Raw genomic sequence first — 14,890 nt, 5'->3', positions numbered from 1 at the left:
TTGGAGTATTTACAACAATGGCAAAGATCGTCGACATCAAAGGTCGTGAAGTTCTCGACTCCCGTGGCAATCCCACTGTGGAAGCGGACGTGCTTCTCGACAACGGCATCATCGGCAGCGCTTGCGCGCCGTCCGGTGCTTCCACCGGTTCCCGTGAAGCGCTGGAACTGCGTGATGGCGACAAAAGCCGTTACCTGGGCAAAGGCGTGCTGAAAGCCGTTGCCAACATCAACGGCCCGATTCGTGATTTGCTGCTGGGTAAAGACCCGGTTGACCAAAAGGCGCTGGACCACGCGATGATCGCGCTGGACGGTACTGAGAACAAAGGCTCCCTGGGCGCCAACGCCATCCTGGCCGTGTCTTTGGCTGCTGCCAAAGCTGCTGCCCAGGACCAGGACCTGCCGCTGTACGCACACATCGCCAACCTGAACGGTACTCCGGGTGTTTACTCGATGCCGGTTCCGATGATGAACATCATCAACGGTGGCGAGCACGCCGATAACAACGTCGACATTCAAGAGTTCATGGTTCAGCCGGTTGGCGCCAAGACCTTTTCCGACGCGCTGCGCATGGGCACCGAAATCTTCCATCACCTCAAAGCAGTGCTCAAGGCCCGTGGCCTGAACACCGCAGTGGGCGACGAAGGCGGTTTCGCACCTAACCTGGCGTCCAACGAAGATGCTCTGAAAGTCATTTCCGAAGCCATCGCCAATGCCGGTTACACCCTGGGCACCGACGTGACCCTGGCGCTGGACTGCGCGGCCAGCGAATTCTACGAAGACGGCAAGTACAACCTGTCGGGCGAAGGCCAAGTGTTCAGCTCCGAAGGTTTTGCTGAATACCTCAAAGGTCTGACCCAGCGTTACCCGATCATCTCCATCGAAGACGGTCTGGACGAGTCTGACTGGGATGGCTGGAAAATTCTGACCGACAAAATCGGTGAGAAAGTACAGCTGGTAGGCGACGACCTGTTCGTTACCAACACCAAGATCCTGAAAGAAGGCATCGACAAGAGCATCGCCAACTCGATCCTGATCAAGTTCAACCAGATCGGCACCCTGACCGAAACCCTGGAAGCCATCCAGATGGCCAAGGCTGCAGGTTACACGGCTGTGATCTCGCACCGCTCCGGCGAAACCGAAGATTCCACCATTGCCGACCTGGCCGTGGGTACCGCCGCTGGCCAGATCAAGACCGGCTCGCTGTGCCGTTCCGATCGCGTTTCCAAGTACAACCAATTGCTGCGTATCGAAGAGCAACTGGGTGCAAAAGCCAAGTACAACGGCCGTGGCGAGTTTCGCGGCTGAGTACTTAATGGTAAAAAGTCAGCAGGTAGTGTCGGAAAGCTCGCCAAGTCGGGTCTTTAGACACTAATCTGATGCTTCTGTATACAAGCCTGGTTCGTCCAGGCTTTGTATTATTCGTTGTTTACGTTTGTCGGCATGGCTGTCTTTTCACTGGATACCTGATATTCGATGCGCAGTCCCAATTGGTTGTTTCTAATCTTGCTCTTGCTGCTGGCAGGCCTGCAGTATCGCCTGTGGGTGGGTAATGGCAGTTTGGCGCAGGTTACTGACCTGACCCAGCAAATAGCCGATCAGCGTGCTGAAAACGAAATCCTGCTTGAGCGCAACCGCGTGCTGGATGCGGAAGTGCTGGAGCTGAAAAAAGGCATGGAGACCGTTGAAGAACGTGCTCGCCATGAGTTGGGCATGATCAAAGAGGGTGAAACCCTCTATCAGTTGGCCCAATGAGTCATTTGTCACCGGCCTTCTGGGCCGTGATTCCTGCCGCGGGTGTTGGTGCCCGTATGGCCGCGGACCGTCCCAAGCAATATTTGCAGTTGGGTGGACGCAGTATTCTGGAACACAGCATCAGCTGTTTTCTCGACCATCCCGGCCTCAAGGGGCTGGTGGTCAGTGTCGCTTTTGATGATCCTTTCTGGCCGTCCTTGCCTTGTGCTGCCGACCCTCGGGTTGTACGGGTAGACGGCGGGCGTGAGCGCGCCGACTCGGTACTCAACGCGTTGTTGCACCTGCATGCGCAGGGCGCGGCAGATGATGATTGGGTGTTGGTGCATGATGCCGCGAGGCCCAACCTGTCTCGGGAAGACCTTAACAAGCTGCTGAGTGAATTGGCTGACGACCCTGTAGGTGGTTTGTTAGCCGTTCCAGCGCGGGACACGCTCAAACGGGTGGACAAGCAGGGGCGTGCGGTTGAAACCGTGGATCGCAGCTTGATCTGGCAAGCCTATACGCCGCAGATGTTCCGCTTGGGGGCGTTGCATCGTGCTTTGGCTGACAGTCTGGTGGCCGATGCAACCATCACCGATGAATCTTCAGCGATGGAGTGGGCAGGTCTGGCGCCGCGTTTGATCGAAGGGCGTTCGGACAACATCAAGGTCACCCGCCCCGAAGACCTTGAGTGGTTGCGTTTGCGTTGGGCCAAGCGCTGATCAGAACCTGCTGAGGTTCTTGTGGGAGCGGGCTTGCTCGCGATGGTATCAGCTGAGTTTGCCTGACAGACCGAGTCGTCTGCATCGCGAGCAAGCCCGCTCCCACTGTTAAAAACTACTGCTCCCTCTCCTGGTATTCCTCCCGCCTGGCCAACCCCTCCTTCAAGTAATCAACCAGCTTTCTGACCTTGGGCGACAAGTGCCGCTGTTGCGGGTACAGCGCCCAGACGGCGGTGTTGGGGGGCTGGTGGGTATCGAGCAACGACACCAGCGTCCCGGTCTTCAAGTGCTCCAGCACGTAATAGTCCGGCAACTGACAAATCCCTACACCCTGTAACGCAGCATCCAGTACAGCCTGCCCACTGTTGCATCGCCAGTTCCCTTGCACCCGTTGCGAAAATTCGCGGCCGTCCTGCTGCAATTGCCATAGATCTGAACTGCCAATCAGACAATTGTGCCGGCTCAATTCCGACAGGCTATGGGGGCGCCCGTAACGTTCCAGGTAGGAGGGCGAGGCGCACATATACATGCGCCTGGGAGCCAGGCGCGTGGCTACCAGTCTTGAGTCCTGCAAGCGCCCCAGGCGGATCGCCAGATCCAGGCTTTCATGCACCAGGTCCAATGGCCGGTTGCTCAGTTCGATGTCCACCCGCAATTGCGGGTACAGCCCCATAAAGCGCGTAACCAGCGGCACGATAAAGCGTTCGCCATAGGCCACGGCACAGGTCATGCGCAACATGCCCTTGGGCTCGCTGGCCAGATCACCGATGGCACGCAGTGCTTCTTCACGTCCGTCTTGCAGGCGCTGGCAATGCTGCAAAAAAGTCTGCCCGGCTTCGGTCAGCGTCACCTTGCGGGTACTGCGATAAAACAGGCGGGTCTGCAATCGCTCTTCAAGTCGCGCTACCTGGCGGCTGATATGGGATGAAGAGACGCCAAGACGTTCGGCCGCCGCCGTGAATTGGCCGCATTCGGCCACAGCGACAAATTCGTCTATACCTTCCCAGCGGTTCTCATTCATGGTTGATTATCCCTGCATAGCAATAATGTTTTGCTTTTGCCTGGATTATTAATCACCTGGCGCTGATTTACACTCTGCGTCTTGTTTTTACTTTGCTGGAGACGATCGATGATCAAGTCACGTGCCGCCGTTGCGTTCGAAGCCAAAAAGCCGCTGGAAATCGTGGAAGTAGACGTTGCCATGCCCAAGGCTGGCGAAGTGCTGCTGCGGGTTGTGGCCTCGGGTGTTTGCCATACCGATGCCTACACCTTGTCGGGCGCAGACCCGGAAGGCATCTTCCCGTCGATCCTGGGCCATGAAGGCGGTGCCATCGTTGAAGCCATCGGCGAAGGCGTGACCTCGGTTGCGGTCGGCGATCATGTCATCCCGCTGTACACCCCTGAATGTGGCAAGTGCAAATTCTGCCTGTCGGGCAAGACCAACCTGTGTCAGGCCATTCGTGCCACCCAGGGCAAGGGCTTGATGCCTGATGGCACTACGCGCTTCTCCTACAAAGGTCAGCCGATTTTCCACTACATGGGCACTTCGACCTTTTCCGAATACACCGTGCTCCCTGAGATTTCGGTCGCAAAAATTCAGAAGGACGCTCCTCTGGAGAAAGTGTGTCTACTGGGTTGCGGCGTGACGACCGGGATCGGCGCGGTGCTGAACACGGCCAAGGTCAAGCCGGGCGACACCGTGGCCATTTTCGGTCTGGGCGGTATTGGCCTGTCTGCGGTAATCGGTGCGGTGAAAGCGAAGGCGGCGCGGATCATTGCCATTGATATCAACCCGGCCAAGTTTGAAATCGCCCGACAGCTGGGTGCTACTGATTGCGTGAACCCGAAAGACTTCGATCGCCCGATTCAGGAAGTGATAGTCGACATGACCGATGGCGGTGTCGATTTTTCCTTTGAGTGCATCGGCAATGTGCAGTTGATGCGTGCGGCACTGGAGTGCTGCCACAAGGGATGGGGCGAGTCGGTGATTATTGGCGTGGCAGGTGCGGGGCAGGAAATTTCCACCCGTCCGTTCCAGCTGGTGACCGGTCGCGTCTGGCGCGGTTCGGCATTTGGTGGCGTGCGCGGCCGCAGCGAATTGCCAAGCTATGTAGATATGGCACAAAGCGGCGAGATCCCGCTGGATACTTTCATCACCCACACCATGGGCCTGGAAGATATCAATAAGGCTTTTGACCTGATGCATGAAGGCAAAAGCATCCGCACTGTCATCCATTTCTAAATAACTGCGGCAAGTCGAATGCCATAAAATACCTGTGGGAGCGGGCTTGCTCCCACAGGGGGGTGTTTGTCTTGTGGTCTGGAGTTGCCCATGTCTCTTGAGAACATTTCCTGCCAGAAGAGCTTTGGCGGTTGGCACAAGCGTTACAAGCACCGGTCCGAAGTGCTGGGCTGCGACATGGTGTTTGCCGTGTACTTGCCGCCGCAGGCGGAGCAGGGCGCAAAGCTGCCTGTAGTGTATTGGTTGTCGGGTTTGACCTGTACCGACGAAAACTTCATGCACAAGGCCGGGGCTATGAAGATGGCTGCCGAATTGGGCCTTATCATCGTCGCACCGGACACCAGCCCCCGTGGCGAAGGCGTGCCCGATGACCCGCAGGGGGCGTGGGATTTCGGCCTGGGTGCAGGGTTCTATCTGAATGCCACTCAGCAGCCGTGGGCCCAGCACTATCAGATGCACGATTATGTGGTGCAGGAATTGCCGGCTCTGGTCGAAGCGCATTTCCCGGCTTCGCAAAAGCGTGGCATCAGCGGACACTCGATGGGTGGGCACGGGGCATTGGTTTGCGCGTTGCGTAATCCGGGGCGTTACCTGTCGGTGTCGGCGTTTGCGCCCATCAGCAATCCGACGGATTGCCCGTGGGGGCAAAAGGCATTCTCCCATTACCTGGGAGAAGAGCGGGCGCGCTGGCGTGAGTGGGATGCCAGTGTGCTGATTGGCGAGGCCAGTGAAAGGCTGCCGTTGCTGGTCGATCAGGGAGATCGCGATGACTTCCTGGCTGTTCAGCTCAAGCCTGAAGTGCTGCAACAGGCCGCCAGGCTAGCCGATTACCCGCTGACCTTGCGTTTGCAACCGGGCTACGACCATAGCTATTTCTTCATCGCCAGCTTTATTGACGACCACTTGCGTCACCACGCAAGCGCACTAAGTGCTTAATAGTAGGTAGAATCACGCCCTGACTTAATCGGGGCGTTTTTTTATGCGTATTGGCCACGGCTATGATGTGCACTGTTTCGCTGAAGGCGATTTCATTACGTTGGGCGGCGTGCGGATCTCCCATAAATTCGGGCTGTTGGCCCACTCTGATGGCGATGTGCTGTTGCACGCCCTGAGCGACGCCTTGCTGGGCGCTGCAGCGCTTGGCGATATCGGCAAGCATTTCCCGGACACCGATCCGACCTTCAAGGGCGCTGACAGTCGCGTTCTGTTGCGTCATGTCGTCGGTCTGATCCATGCCAAGGGCTGGAAAGTCGGCAATGTCGACAACACCATCATTGCCCAGGCACCAAAAATGGCGCCGCATATTGAAACGATGCGTGCGCTGATTGCCGCGGATCTAGAGGTTGATTTGGACAAGGTAAACGTAAAGGCCACGACCACCGAGAAGCTCGGCTTCGTTGGGCGTGAAGAAGGCATCGCAGTGCATTCCATTGCCTTGTTGGTTCGCTCATGAACGAGTTCGATCTGCTGGGCCCGCTCGCTTATGGCGAGGCATTGGGCACGGCTGTGCTCAAGGCCACGGCTGAAGATTTTCAAGTCGACGAAGTGCTTGATATACCGCTGTCCGGAGATGGTGAGCACCTGTGGTTGTGGGTCGAGAAGCGCGGCCTGAATACCGAGGAGGCGGCCCGGCGCCTTGCCAAGGCGGCAGGCGTGCCGCTGCGCACCGTCAGCTATGCAGGCCTCAAGGACCGCCAGGCATTGACCCGCCAGTGGTTCAGCGTGCAACTGCCGGGCAAGGCAGACCCTGATCTGTCGGGCGCCGAAAACGACACGCTGAAGATTCTCAAGACCTCGCGACACAAGCGCAAATTGCAGCGTGGAGCCCATGCGGCCAATGGTTTCACCTTGCGCCTGACGCAACTGAACGCCGACAAGGACGCGCTGGAGCAACGCCTGCAACTGATCGCCAAGCAGGGTGTACCGAACTATTTCGGTAGCCAGCGCTTTGGCTGGCAGGGCGGCAATCTGGGCGAAGCCCGTGATTATGCGGCGCGCAAGGCCTTGCCTGAGCAGCGCAACGTTCGTTCGCGGCTGCTGTCCACCGCGCGCAGCTATCTGTTCAATCAGGTGCTGGCCGCACGGGTGGCTGATGGCAGCTGGCAACGGGCGCAGGTTGGCGATTTACTGGCTTTTACCGACAGCCGCAGCTTTTTCCCGGCGGGCGAGGCTGAATGCAGCGACCCGCGCCTGGCCATTCTCGATCTGCACCCCACCGGCCCGCAGTGGGGCGAGGGCGAATCACCGACCACTGGCGCCACCCACGCGCTGGAGCAGTCAATTGCAGAGCGTGAAGCCGACTTGCGTGACTGGCTGGTACGCGCCGGCATGAGCCATGAGCGACGTATCCTGCGACTGCCCATTGGCCGGTTGACGTGGCATTATCCTCAGCCTGACATTCTGCAACTGGAATTTGTTCTGCCGCCAGGATGCTTCGCCACTGTTCTGGTGCGCGAGCTTGTTGATCTGGTGACGTTGGATCAAGCGGACACCTTATGCGTATTCTGATTTCAAACGATGACGGGGTAACAGCTCCGGGCCTGGCCGCGCTTTATGGTGCGCTGGCCGACTACGCCGAGTGCGTGGTAGTTGCCCCCGAGCAGGACAAAAGTGGTGCCAGCAGTTCGCTGACGCTGGACCGTCCCCTGCATCCTCATACCCTGGCCAATGGCTTTATCAGCATCAACGGTACACCTACCGATTGCGTGCACCTGGCTATTCACGGCTTGCTCGAGCAGCAGCCGGACATGGTGGTGTCGGGCATCAACCTGGGTGCCAACCTGGGTGATGACGTGTTGTACTCGGGCACTGTGGCGGCGGCACTCGAGGGCCGCTTCCTGGATCGTCCTTCTTTTGCCTTTTCGTTGGTCTCCCGCCAGGTGGACAACCTGCCGACGGCGGCGTTTTTTGCCCGCAAGCTGCTTGAAGCCCACGCATCGCTGAACTTGCCGCCGCGTACGGTCCTCAATGTGAACATTCCCAACCTGCCGTTGGCGAAGATTCGTGGCATTCAACTCACCCGTCTCGGCCATCGTGCCCGTGCTGCTGCACCGGTACGGGTGGTTGATCCGCGCGGCAAGGCAGGTTACTGGATTGCTGCGGCAGGCGATGTCGAAGACGGTGGCCCGGGCACGGACTTCCATGCCGTGATGCAGGGTTATGTATCGATCACGCCGCTGCAACTGGATCGCACCTTTGGTGATGGTTTCAACAGCCTCAATGACTGGCTGGAGGGCATGGGCTGATGGCGCGCGAGCAGGATGGCATGATGCACCGCGGCATTGGCATGACCTCTGAGCGCACCCGTGAGCGGCTGATTCAGCGCCTGCGTGAAGAGGGCATCGTTAACCAGAACGTGCTCGAGGTCATTCGCCGCACGCCACGTCATCTGTTTGTGGATGAAGCCCTGGCGCACAGGGCGTACGAAGATACGGCGCTGCCGATCGGCAATAACCAGACCATCTCCCAGCCTTACATGGTGGCGCGCATGAGCGAGCTGTTGCTTGAGGACGGGCCGCTGGACAAGGTCATGGAGATCGGCACCGGTTCGGGGTACCAGACCGCCGTGCTGTCGCAGCTGGTCGAGCGGATTTTTTCGGTCGAGCGCATCAAGGTGCTGCAGGACCGGGCCAAGGAGCGATTGCTTGAGCTCAACCTGCGCAATGTGGTGTTCCGCTGGGGCGATGGGTGGGAGGGCTGGCCTGCGCTGGCGCCTTACAACGGCATTATCGTCACCGCTGTAGCCACTGATGTGCCGCAGGCACTGCTCGACCAACTGGCCCCTGGCGGGCGCCTGGTGATCCCGGTGGGGGCCGGCGAGATGCAGCAGTTGATGTTGATCGTGCGCGAAGAGCACGGTTTCGCCCGGCGGGTGATCGGTAATGTACGCTTTGTGCCGCTGCTCAACGGGCCGCTGGCCTGAGTCTTTGTACGTATCGGGTGAATTTTGGGGCAGGGTACGGGTCATAAAGCCCATCACCCGGGCTCTGCCCGGTATGTGTGTATGTTTTATACGCTGTGTTTATCAATCGGCTTTACAGTCTGTAAAAGCCCTATAGCCAGTTATACTTGCTGCAAACCATGGCCAGTACTGGCGTTTTACTATTTAGCCATCTTCAAAGGGAGCGGCGGGTGAGTCTCACAGTCATTGCGCAGCGTAAGAGCAGCAAAAGCTTTCAGAGACTGGTGGTCGGTCTATTTCTGAGTACCACACTGGCTTTGTTGGCAGCGTGCTCCAGCACCCCCAAAAATGGCGTGAATGTCGTTGACCGTAACGGCGTGGCCCAGCGCCCGGCCGTGACCACCGGGCAATACGCGGTGCGTCGCGGCGACACTTTGTTCTCGATTGCCTTTCGTTATGGGTGGGACTGGAAGGCCTTGGCTGCACGCAACAATATTGCCGCCCCGTTCACCATCGTCCCGGGCCAGGTCATCCGCTTTGACGGGCGCTCAGGCACCCAGCCTGCAGGCGGCTCGACCACCACCGTTGTGTCATCCTCTTCGGGCAGCAAAACCACGGTTATCAAGCGTTCCGCCACGGCTGCAAGTGCCCCCGCAGCGGTTGCCCCGATGCCGGCAGGCCCTGCTCCCAAGGGGTGGGGATGGCCCTCAAATGGCATTTTGATCGGAAAATTCTCTTCAAACGGTAGTTTGAATAAAGGTATTGATATCGCCGGCGATTTGGGACAGCCTGTTTTAGCTGCGTCTGATGGTTCGGTTGTATACGCTGGCAGTGGATTGAGGGGCTACGGCGAACTGATCATCATCAAACACAGTGATACCTACGTCAGTGCCTACGGTCACAACCGCAGGCTTTTGGTTCGGGAGGGGCAGCAGGTCAAGGTCGGACAGACAATTGCCGAAATGGGGTCAACTGGTACAGACCGGGTGAAACTTCACTTTGAGATTCGCCGCCAAGGTAAACCTGTAGATCCATTGCAATTCCTTCCTCGCCGTTGATCGGTTACCAGCCTGTTCCTGATGTGGATAAGGAACAGGCTCCAGCGTTGCCAGGGATTAAGGCGAGGCTTGAGCTTGAGGTCGAACTCAACAAAGGACTATTGCAATGGCTCTCAACAAAGAAGCGCCGGGGTTTGACATCGACGATGAGGTGCTCCTTATGGACTCCAGCATCGATAGCGACTTGATGTCAGAAGAAGACGATTCGCCCCCTACAGCTAGAACCAAGTCCAAAAAAGCAGCTGCTACAAAACAGCACAAGTACATTGACTACACGCGGGCCCTTGATGCGACCCAGTTGTACCTCAATGAAATCGGCTTTTCCCCGTTACTCTCTCCGGCAGAAGAAGTCCATTTTGCGCGTTTGTCGCAAAGCGGCGACCCGGCCGGGCGCAAGCGAATGATAGAAAGCAACCTGCGGCTGGTGGTGAAAATTGCCCGACGTTACGTCAACCGTGGTTTGTCATTGCTTGACCTGATCGAAGAAGGCAACCTGGGCCTGATCCGGGCTGTCGAGAAATTCGATCCCGAACGAGGGTTTCGCTTCTCGACCTACGCCACCTGGTGGATCCGCCAAACGATTGAACGGGCGATCATGAACCAGACCCGCACCATCCGTTTGCCGATCCACGTTGTAAAAGAGCTGAACGTCTACCTGCGAGCCGCGCGCGAACTCACGCAAAAGCTCGATCACGAACCCTCTCCTGAAGAAATCGCCAATCTGCTCGAAAAACCGGTCGCCGAGGTCAAGCGCATGCTTGGGCTTAATGAACGCGTGTCTTCGGTAGACGTGTCTTTGGGGCCGGACTCTGACAAAACCCTGCTTGATACCCTGACGGATGACAGGCCCACAGACCCTTGTGAGCTGCTTCAGGACGATGACTTGTCGCAAAGTATCGATCAGTGGTTGTCCGAGCTCACAGACAAGCAGCGTGAAGTGGTGATTCGCCGTTTCGGGCTGCGTGGCCATGAGAGCAGCACTCTTGAGGATGTAGGGCTGGAAATTGGCCTGACCCGTGAGCGTGTGCGCCAGATCCAGGTTGAAGGGCTCAAGCGCTTGCGAGAAATTCTTGAACGCAACGGCCTGTCGAGCGAGTCGCTGTTCCAGTAATCCGCGAACGACTGACAAAAAACCCCGAACTAATCGGGGTTTTTTGTGGGTGTTTGTTTTGAGTGATGCCCGGTAGTGCGAATTTGACAACAATATGGACCTTGTTGTTATACAAACTTGAACTAATTGTTTATTTAATCGGCTTTGAAATGGAATGTCACGGACGAGATAGGTTATTGCCTGTGGCTTGCTGTAAGCCTTTACTTACTTTTTACGTAAGCCAAGGGCTTGGCAATAAAGGGCAAACGCCTTTGTGTAACAGTGCTTAACTCATAAGTCATTGAAATATAACGTATTTATATTTTTAGTTGGGCAGTTTGTGTAATAAATACTCATAACATCCGCGCTTGCAGCAATCCTATAAAACTCTAGTATTTGAACTGTATCGACGGATCGATACGGCGCTCAAGGAAGAACGCAGACGGACATCGCGGGAAGCGATTCATCAGGATGATGAGAAGGAACAAAAGGGACTAGGGAAAAAATGTGGGCGGGTCAAACCGCCCCTTTTTTTTGCCCGCAAAAAAGGTCCGGGCGGTGATGTTTAAACGGTTATAGCAAAACGCCCAAGGCCATTGGTCTCGGGCGTTTTGCGTGGTGCAGTCACCTGGCCGTGCCAGGCTCAGTACTTAGAGTACTGGATAGTCGATATAGCCCACTGCGCCATTGACGTAGAAGGTTTCCGGGTGCGCCTCATTCAGCGGCGCATCGGCCTTCAAGCGTGCGGGCAGATCAGGGTTGGCGATAAACGGCACGCCGAATGCGACGGCATCGGCCTTGCCTGCTGCCAGCCAGGCATTGGCACTGTCTTTGGTGAAGCTCTCATTGACGATGTACGGGCCACCGAAGGCTTGCTTGAGTTGCGGGCCCAGGCTGTCGGCAGCTTCATGCTCGCGCGCACAGATGTAGGCAATACCGCGCTTGCCCAGTTCGCGGGCGACATAACCAAAGGTTTCGGCCAGGTTTTCATCGCCCATGTCGTGCAGGTCGGCCCGTGGCGACAAATGCACGCCAACCCGGCCGGCACCCCAGACTTCAATGGCGGCGTCGGTAACTTCCAGCAACAGGCGCGCACGGTTCTCTATGCTGCCGCCGTACTGGTCGGTACGTTTGTTGGTGCTGCTTTGCAGGAACTGGTCGAGCAGGTAGCCATTTGCACCATGGATCTCGACGCCATCAAAACCGGCAGCCTTGGCGTTTTCTGCGCCTGTGCGGTAGGCCTCGACAATATCGGCGATCTCGGCAGTTTCCAGCGCGCGAGGCGTCGGGAAATCAACCTTCGGGCGCACCAGGCTAACATGGCCCTTGGCCGCAATGGCGCTGGGTGCAACCGGCGTTTCACCGTTCAGGTACATCGGATGCGAGATGCGGCCTACATGCCACAACTGCAGCGCAATCCGGCCACCGGCGGCGTGTACGGCCCGGGTGATGTTGGTCCAGCCGCGTACCTGGTCGTCGGCCCAGATGCCCGGAGTGTCAGGGTAGCCGACGCCCATAGGCGTGACCGATGTGGCCTCGCTCAGGATCAGGCCGGCAGAGGCGCGTTGAACGTAGTATTCAGCCATCAGGGCATTAGGTACCCGACCTTCGCTGGCGCGGCAGCGGGTCAGCGGAGCCATGATGATGCGGTTGGGCAGTTCGAGGTCGCCCAACTTGATCGGATCGAAAATCGTCGTCATTTATGCAGCCCTCTCAAGGATCAGTTAGTAGCAGTAGCCAGTTCGGAATTGCCGCCCTGGCGGAAAGTGATCAGCGTCACCAGCAGTGCCAGTATTGCCAGTGCGGCAGCGGCCAGTGGAACGCTGGTGAGGCCGAAGCCGTGGGCGATGACACTGCCGCCAACCCAGGCGCCGAGTGCATTGCCGACGTTGAATGCGCCGATATTCAGGGTTGAAACCAGGTTCGGGGCAGCCTTGCCGAAGGTCACGACATTGATTTGCAGCGCCGGTACGGCAGCGAATGAAGCCGCAGCCCACAAAAACAGGGTGATTTCAGTCGGGATCACCGCGACGCTGGTCCAGGTCAGTACGGTGGACATCACCGTCATCGCGATAAACACACCGATCAGCGTTGCGGCCAGGCGTTTGTCCGCCAGCTTGCCACCGATGATATTGCCCACCGTCAGGCCAAGGCCGATCAGCAGCAGAGTCCAGGTCACGCCGCTTGGCGAAACGCCGGTGACATCACCGAGCAGGGGCGCGACATAAGTGAACAGGGTGAACATCGACGCGGAAAACAGCGCAGTCATGCTCAGCGACAGCCAGATGCCTGCGCCTTTGAGCGCGGCCAGTTCGGCACGCATGTCGAGTTTTTCCTCGTCACGCTTGGCTGGCAGAAAGCGGATCAGGCCGATCAATGCCACGACACCGATCACGGTGACGGCAAAAAACGTCGAGCGCCATCCTGCTGCCTGGCCCAGAGCAGTGCCCAGGGGAACGCCGAGCACGTTGGCCAGGGTCAGGCCGGTAAACATCAGGGCCACGGCAGACGCGCGCTTGTTGGCAGGTACCAGGCCTGCGGCCACGACCGAACCAATACCGAAGAACGCGCCGTGGCACAGGGCAGTGACAACACGGGCAAACATCAGCACGTTGTAATCACTGGCCAGGGCACAGAGCAGGTTGCCGATGATGAATATCACCATCAACGCTACCAGGGCGGCCTTGCGCGGCAACCTGGCCGTGGCCAGCGCCATAAACGGCGCACCGATGGCCACACCCAGCGCGTAGCCGGTTACCAGCCAGCCGGCACCGGGAATGGATACACCAAGGTCGGTTGCGACATCAGGCAGCAAGCCCATGATCACAAACTCGGTGGTCCCGATGGCGAAAGCGCTGAGCGCCAGAATGAGTAGCGAGAGGGGCATGGAAGTCCTTTTAAAGCTCTTGGCTGATTTTTTCGAGGAAGACCTTGATGGTTTCCTCATTACGTTTGAAAAAGTGCCACTGACCGTGTTTTTGGCTGGTAATCAGGCCCGCTCGCTGCAGCGTTGCGAGATGGGCAGAAACCGTGGACTGCGACAGGCCGCAGAGCTGATCAAACTGCCCGGCACACACACCATGTTCGGTGGAGTGAACCTGGTCAGGGAACGAGGCATCAGGGTTTTTCAGAGCGTTGAGAATTTCTCGGCGTACTGGGTGTGCCAGGGCTTTTATTATTTCGTCGAGGTCGATCGTCATGGTTGCAGTGCTCATTGGGTACAACGTTATATCGCGATGAGGCGAACTTTAAATCGTTATATCGCGATATACAAATATGATTTCGATCTTAGATCAGCTCAAATCGATATATCGGGTTATAACGATATTGGTGTGGCAGTGCTAAACTGCGCCCATGAATTATCTCGCACATCTGCACCTTGGCGGTCAGCGCCCGGAAGAAATGCTGGGCAGTCTTTATGGCGATTTTGTCAAAGGGCGGCTGCATGGCCAATACAGCGCGGACATTGAACACGGTATAGCGCTGCACCGCAGCATTGATGTCTTTACTGACAACCACCCCCTGGTTGATCAGTCGTTGTCGCGATTTGCCCATACTCGCCGGCGGTATGCGGGCATTGTGCTGGACGTGTTTTTTGACCATTGCCTGGCGCGGGACTGGGGGCAGTATGCTGAAGGGCCGCTGGAGCGTTTTACCTCGGATTTTTACCGGGTGCTGGTGGCCGAACAACAGCTGCCACGGCGGCTTGCCACGATTGCGCCGCACATGGCGGCCCATGACTGGTTGGGTTCGTATCGGGATTTTGCCGTGCTGGAGCAGGTGTTCAATGGTATAGCCCGGCGCTTGTCGCGCCCCGAGGAACTGGCCGGGGCGATGCAGGACTTGAAGGCGTTGTATGAACCTCTGAGCGAGGATTTTCGGGCGTTTTATCCGCAGTTGCAGGTATTTGCGGCGGGTTGTTACCGGAAGGGATGTCCGTAGCCGCTGACGAGGGGCGAAGTCGTCGCAAAATCAGGCAATGGGTTGTGTCAGTTACACCAGGTTCTCAGGGTTTACGGCTGTTTGATCTTGTTTGACTGGTGTGTTGAGTACATATCCGGCATTCGTGTCTAACTGGGATATTGGTTTCGCTCTTACAGCGAGTCACTTTTTCCAGACGCCGAAAAAGTAACCAAAAAGGCTT

The 14,890-nt window shown here is 57.4% G+C and carries 16 protein-coding genes; 12 read left to right on the top strand and 4 right to left on the bottom strand.

The window, feature by feature from the left end; all coding sequences use genetic code 11:
• The first annotated feature begins 17 nt into the window (after positions 1–17).
• The 3 genes from eno (at position 18) to ispD (ending at position 2,455) form a co-directional block, all read left to right on the top strand.
• Entirely contained in the window at positions 18–1,307 is a 1,290-nt protein-coding gene (eno, locus tag GHN92_RS20970; RefSeq protein WP_095001321.1) for a phosphopyruvate hydratase, read from the top strand.
• Positions 1,308–1,475: 168 nt separating this feature from the next.
• Positions 1,476–1,754 (top strand): cell division protein FtsB, encoded by a 279-nt coding sequence (ftsB, locus tag GHN92_RS20965; protein WP_016782000.1) that lies wholly within the window; start codon positions 1,476–1,478, stop codon positions 1,752–1,754.
• A complete protein-coding gene (ispD, locus tag GHN92_RS20960) occupies positions 1,751–2,455 on the top strand; it encodes a 2-C-methyl-D-erythritol 4-phosphate cytidylyltransferase (protein ID WP_095001322.1) in 705 nt (234 codons plus the stop codon). The genes ftsB and ispD overlap by 4 nt, the downstream gene beginning before the upstream one ends.
• A 115-nt stretch (positions 2,456–2,570) precedes the next feature.
• Here ispD and GHN92_RS20955 read toward each other — a convergent pair whose 3' ends face one another.
• On the bottom strand, positions 2,571–3,476 hold the full coding sequence (locus GHN92_RS20955; RefSeq protein WP_095001323.1) for a LysR substrate-binding domain-containing protein: 906 nt from the start codon (positions 3,474–3,476) through the stop codon (positions 2,571–2,573).
• A gap of 108 nt (positions 3,477–3,584) precedes the next feature.
• Here GHN92_RS20955 and GHN92_RS20950 point away from each other — a divergent pair, with 108 nt between their 5' ends.
• From GHN92_RS20950 to rpoS, 8 genes are all read left to right on the top strand, one after another.
• On the top strand, positions 3,585–4,697 hold the full coding sequence (locus GHN92_RS20950) for an S-(hydroxymethyl)glutathione dehydrogenase/class III alcohol dehydrogenase (protein ID WP_016782003.1): 1,113 nt from the start codon (positions 3,585–3,587) through the stop codon (positions 4,695–4,697).
• An 84-nt stretch (positions 4,698–4,781) separates the two neighbouring features.
• Positions 4,782–5,633: an S-formylglutathione hydrolase gene (gene fghA, locus GHN92_RS20945; protein WP_176464271.1), complete on the top strand. Its 852-nt coding sequence runs from the start codon at positions 4,782–4,784 to the stop codon at positions 5,631–5,633.
• Between the two features lie 43 nt (positions 5,634–5,676).
• The gene (ispF, locus tag GHN92_RS20940; RefSeq protein ID WP_153381036.1) at positions 5,677–6,150 is read left to right on the top strand and encodes a 2-C-methyl-D-erythritol 2,4-cyclodiphosphate synthase; all 474 of its coding nucleotides are present in this window, start codon (positions 5,677–5,679) and stop codon (positions 6,148–6,150) included.
• The gene (gene truD, locus GHN92_RS20935) at positions 6,147–7,205 is read left to right on the top strand and encodes a tRNA pseudouridine(13) synthase TruD (protein ID WP_095001326.1); all 1,059 of its coding nucleotides are present in this window, start codon (positions 6,147–6,149) and stop codon (positions 7,203–7,205) included. The genes ispF and truD overlap by 4 nt, the downstream gene beginning before the upstream one ends.
• On the top strand, positions 7,193–7,942 hold the full coding sequence (gene surE, locus GHN92_RS20930) for a 5'/3'-nucleotidase SurE (RefSeq protein ID WP_095001327.1): 750 nt from the start codon (positions 7,193–7,195) through the stop codon (positions 7,940–7,942). Before truD ends, surE begins: the two co-directional genes overlap by 13 nt.
• Before the next feature lie 41 nt (positions 7,943–7,983).
• On the top strand, positions 7,984–8,619 hold the full coding sequence (locus tag GHN92_RS20925; RefSeq protein WP_169916772.1) for a protein-L-isoaspartate(D-aspartate) O-methyltransferase: 636 nt from the start codon (positions 7,984–7,986) through the stop codon (positions 8,617–8,619).
• A gap of 209 nt (positions 8,620–8,828) precedes the next feature.
• Positions 8,829–9,656, top strand: a complete 828-nt coding sequence (locus GHN92_RS20920) for a peptidoglycan DD-metalloendopeptidase family protein (protein ID WP_095001329.1) — start codon at positions 8,829–8,831, stop codon at positions 9,654–9,656.
• A 106-nt stretch (positions 9,657–9,762) separates the two neighbouring features.
• A complete protein-coding gene (rpoS, locus tag GHN92_RS20915) occupies positions 9,763–10,767 on the top strand; it encodes an RNA polymerase sigma factor RpoS (protein ID WP_095001330.1) in 1,005 nt (334 codons plus the stop codon).
• Positions 10,768–11,396: 629 nt separating this feature from the next.
• Here rpoS and GHN92_RS20910 read toward each other — a convergent pair.
• Genes GHN92_RS20910 through GHN92_RS20900 form a run of 3 tightly spaced genes read right to left on the bottom strand, consistent with a single transcriptional unit; the run spans position 11,397 to position 13,946 of the window.
• Positions 11,397–12,446 (bottom strand): alkene reductase, encoded by a 1,050-nt coding sequence (locus GHN92_RS20910; RefSeq protein WP_095001331.1) that lies wholly within the window; start codon positions 12,444–12,446, stop codon positions 11,397–11,399.
• A gap of 20 nt (positions 12,447–12,466) precedes the next feature.
• Complete coding sequence (locus GHN92_RS20905) at positions 12,467–13,633, bottom strand: MFS transporter (RefSeq protein ID WP_133144272.1); 1,167 nt, start codon at positions 13,631–13,633, stop codon at positions 12,467–12,469.
• Positions 13,634–13,643: 10 nt separating this feature from the next.
• Positions 13,644–13,946: a helix-turn-helix transcriptional regulator gene (locus GHN92_RS20900; protein WP_095001333.1), complete on the bottom strand. Its 303-nt coding sequence runs from the start codon at positions 13,944–13,946 to the stop codon at positions 13,644–13,646.
• A 154-nt stretch (positions 13,947–14,100) separates the two neighbouring features.
• Here GHN92_RS20900 and GHN92_RS20895 point away from each other — a divergent pair, with 154 nt between their 5' ends.
• On the top strand, positions 14,101–14,688 hold the full coding sequence (locus GHN92_RS20895; protein ID WP_095020574.1) for an ACP phosphodiesterase: 588 nt from the start codon (positions 14,101–14,103) through the stop codon (positions 14,686–14,688).
• Positions 14,689–14,890 lie beyond the last annotated feature (202 nt).

The organism is Pseudomonas sp. FSL R10-2964 (assembly GCF_009600035.1).
In the GTDB taxonomy this organism is placed as follows: Bacteria; Pseudomonadota; Gammaproteobacteria; order Pseudomonadales; family Pseudomonadaceae; genus Aquipseudomonas; species Aquipseudomonas bubulae.
The sequence above is the reverse complement of the archived record's forward strand: the minus strand, read 5'-3'. Positions and strand labels throughout refer to the sequence as shown.

What these genes read in the sequence shown, in the direction of transcription:
- eno (WP_095001321.1), top strand. Translation starts at nt 18, where the DNA reads ATGGCAAAGATCGTCGACATCAAAGGTCGTGAAGTTCTCGACTCCCGT.
- ftsB (WP_016782000.1), top strand. Translation starts at nt 1,476, where the DNA reads ATGCGCAGTCCCAATTGGTTGTTTCTAATCTTGCTCTTGCTGCTGGCA.
- ispD (WP_095001322.1), top strand. Translation starts at nt 1,751, where the DNA reads ATGAGTCATTTGTCACCGGCCTTCTGGGCCGTGATTCCTGCCGCGGGT.
- GHN92_RS20955 (WP_095001323.1), bottom strand. Translation starts at nt 3,476, where the DNA reads ATGAATGAGAACCGCTGGGAAGGTATAGACGAATTTGTCGCTGTGGCC.
- GHN92_RS20950 (WP_016782003.1), top strand. Translation starts at nt 3,585, where the DNA reads ATGATCAAGTCACGTGCCGCCGTTGCGTTCGAAGCCAAAAAGCCGCTG.
- ispF (WP_153381036.1), top strand. Translation starts at nt 5,677, where the DNA reads ATGCGTATTGGCCACGGCTATGATGTGCACTGTTTCGCTGAAGGCGAT.
- truD (WP_095001326.1), top strand. Translation starts at nt 6,147, where the DNA reads ATGAACGAGTTCGATCTGCTGGGCCCGCTCGCTTATGGCGAGGCATTG.
- surE (WP_095001327.1), top strand. Translation starts at nt 7,193, where the DNA reads ATGCGTATTCTGATTTCAAACGATGACGGGGTAACAGCTCCGGGCCTG.
- GHN92_RS20925 (WP_169916772.1), top strand. Translation starts at nt 7,984, where the DNA reads ATGACCTCTGAGCGCACCCGTGAGCGGCTGATTCAGCGCCTGCGTGAA.
- rpoS (WP_095001330.1), top strand. Translation starts at nt 9,763, where the DNA reads ATGGCTCTCAACAAAGAAGCGCCGGGGTTTGACATCGACGATGAGGTG.
- GHN92_RS20910 (WP_095001331.1), bottom strand. Translation starts at nt 12,446, where the DNA reads ATGACGACGATTTTCGATCCGATCAAGTTGGGCGACCTCGAACTGCCC.
- GHN92_RS20905 (WP_133144272.1), bottom strand. Translation starts at nt 13,633, where the DNA reads ATGCCCCTCTCGCTACTCATTCTGGCGCTCAGCGCTTTCGCCATCGGG.
- GHN92_RS20900 (WP_095001333.1), bottom strand. Translation starts at nt 13,946, where the DNA reads ATGACGATCGACCTCGACGAAATAATAAAAGCCCTGGCACACCCAGTA.
- GHN92_RS20895 (WP_095020574.1), top strand. Translation starts at nt 14,101, where the DNA reads ATGAATTATCTCGCACATCTGCACCTTGGCGGTCAGCGCCCGGAAGAA.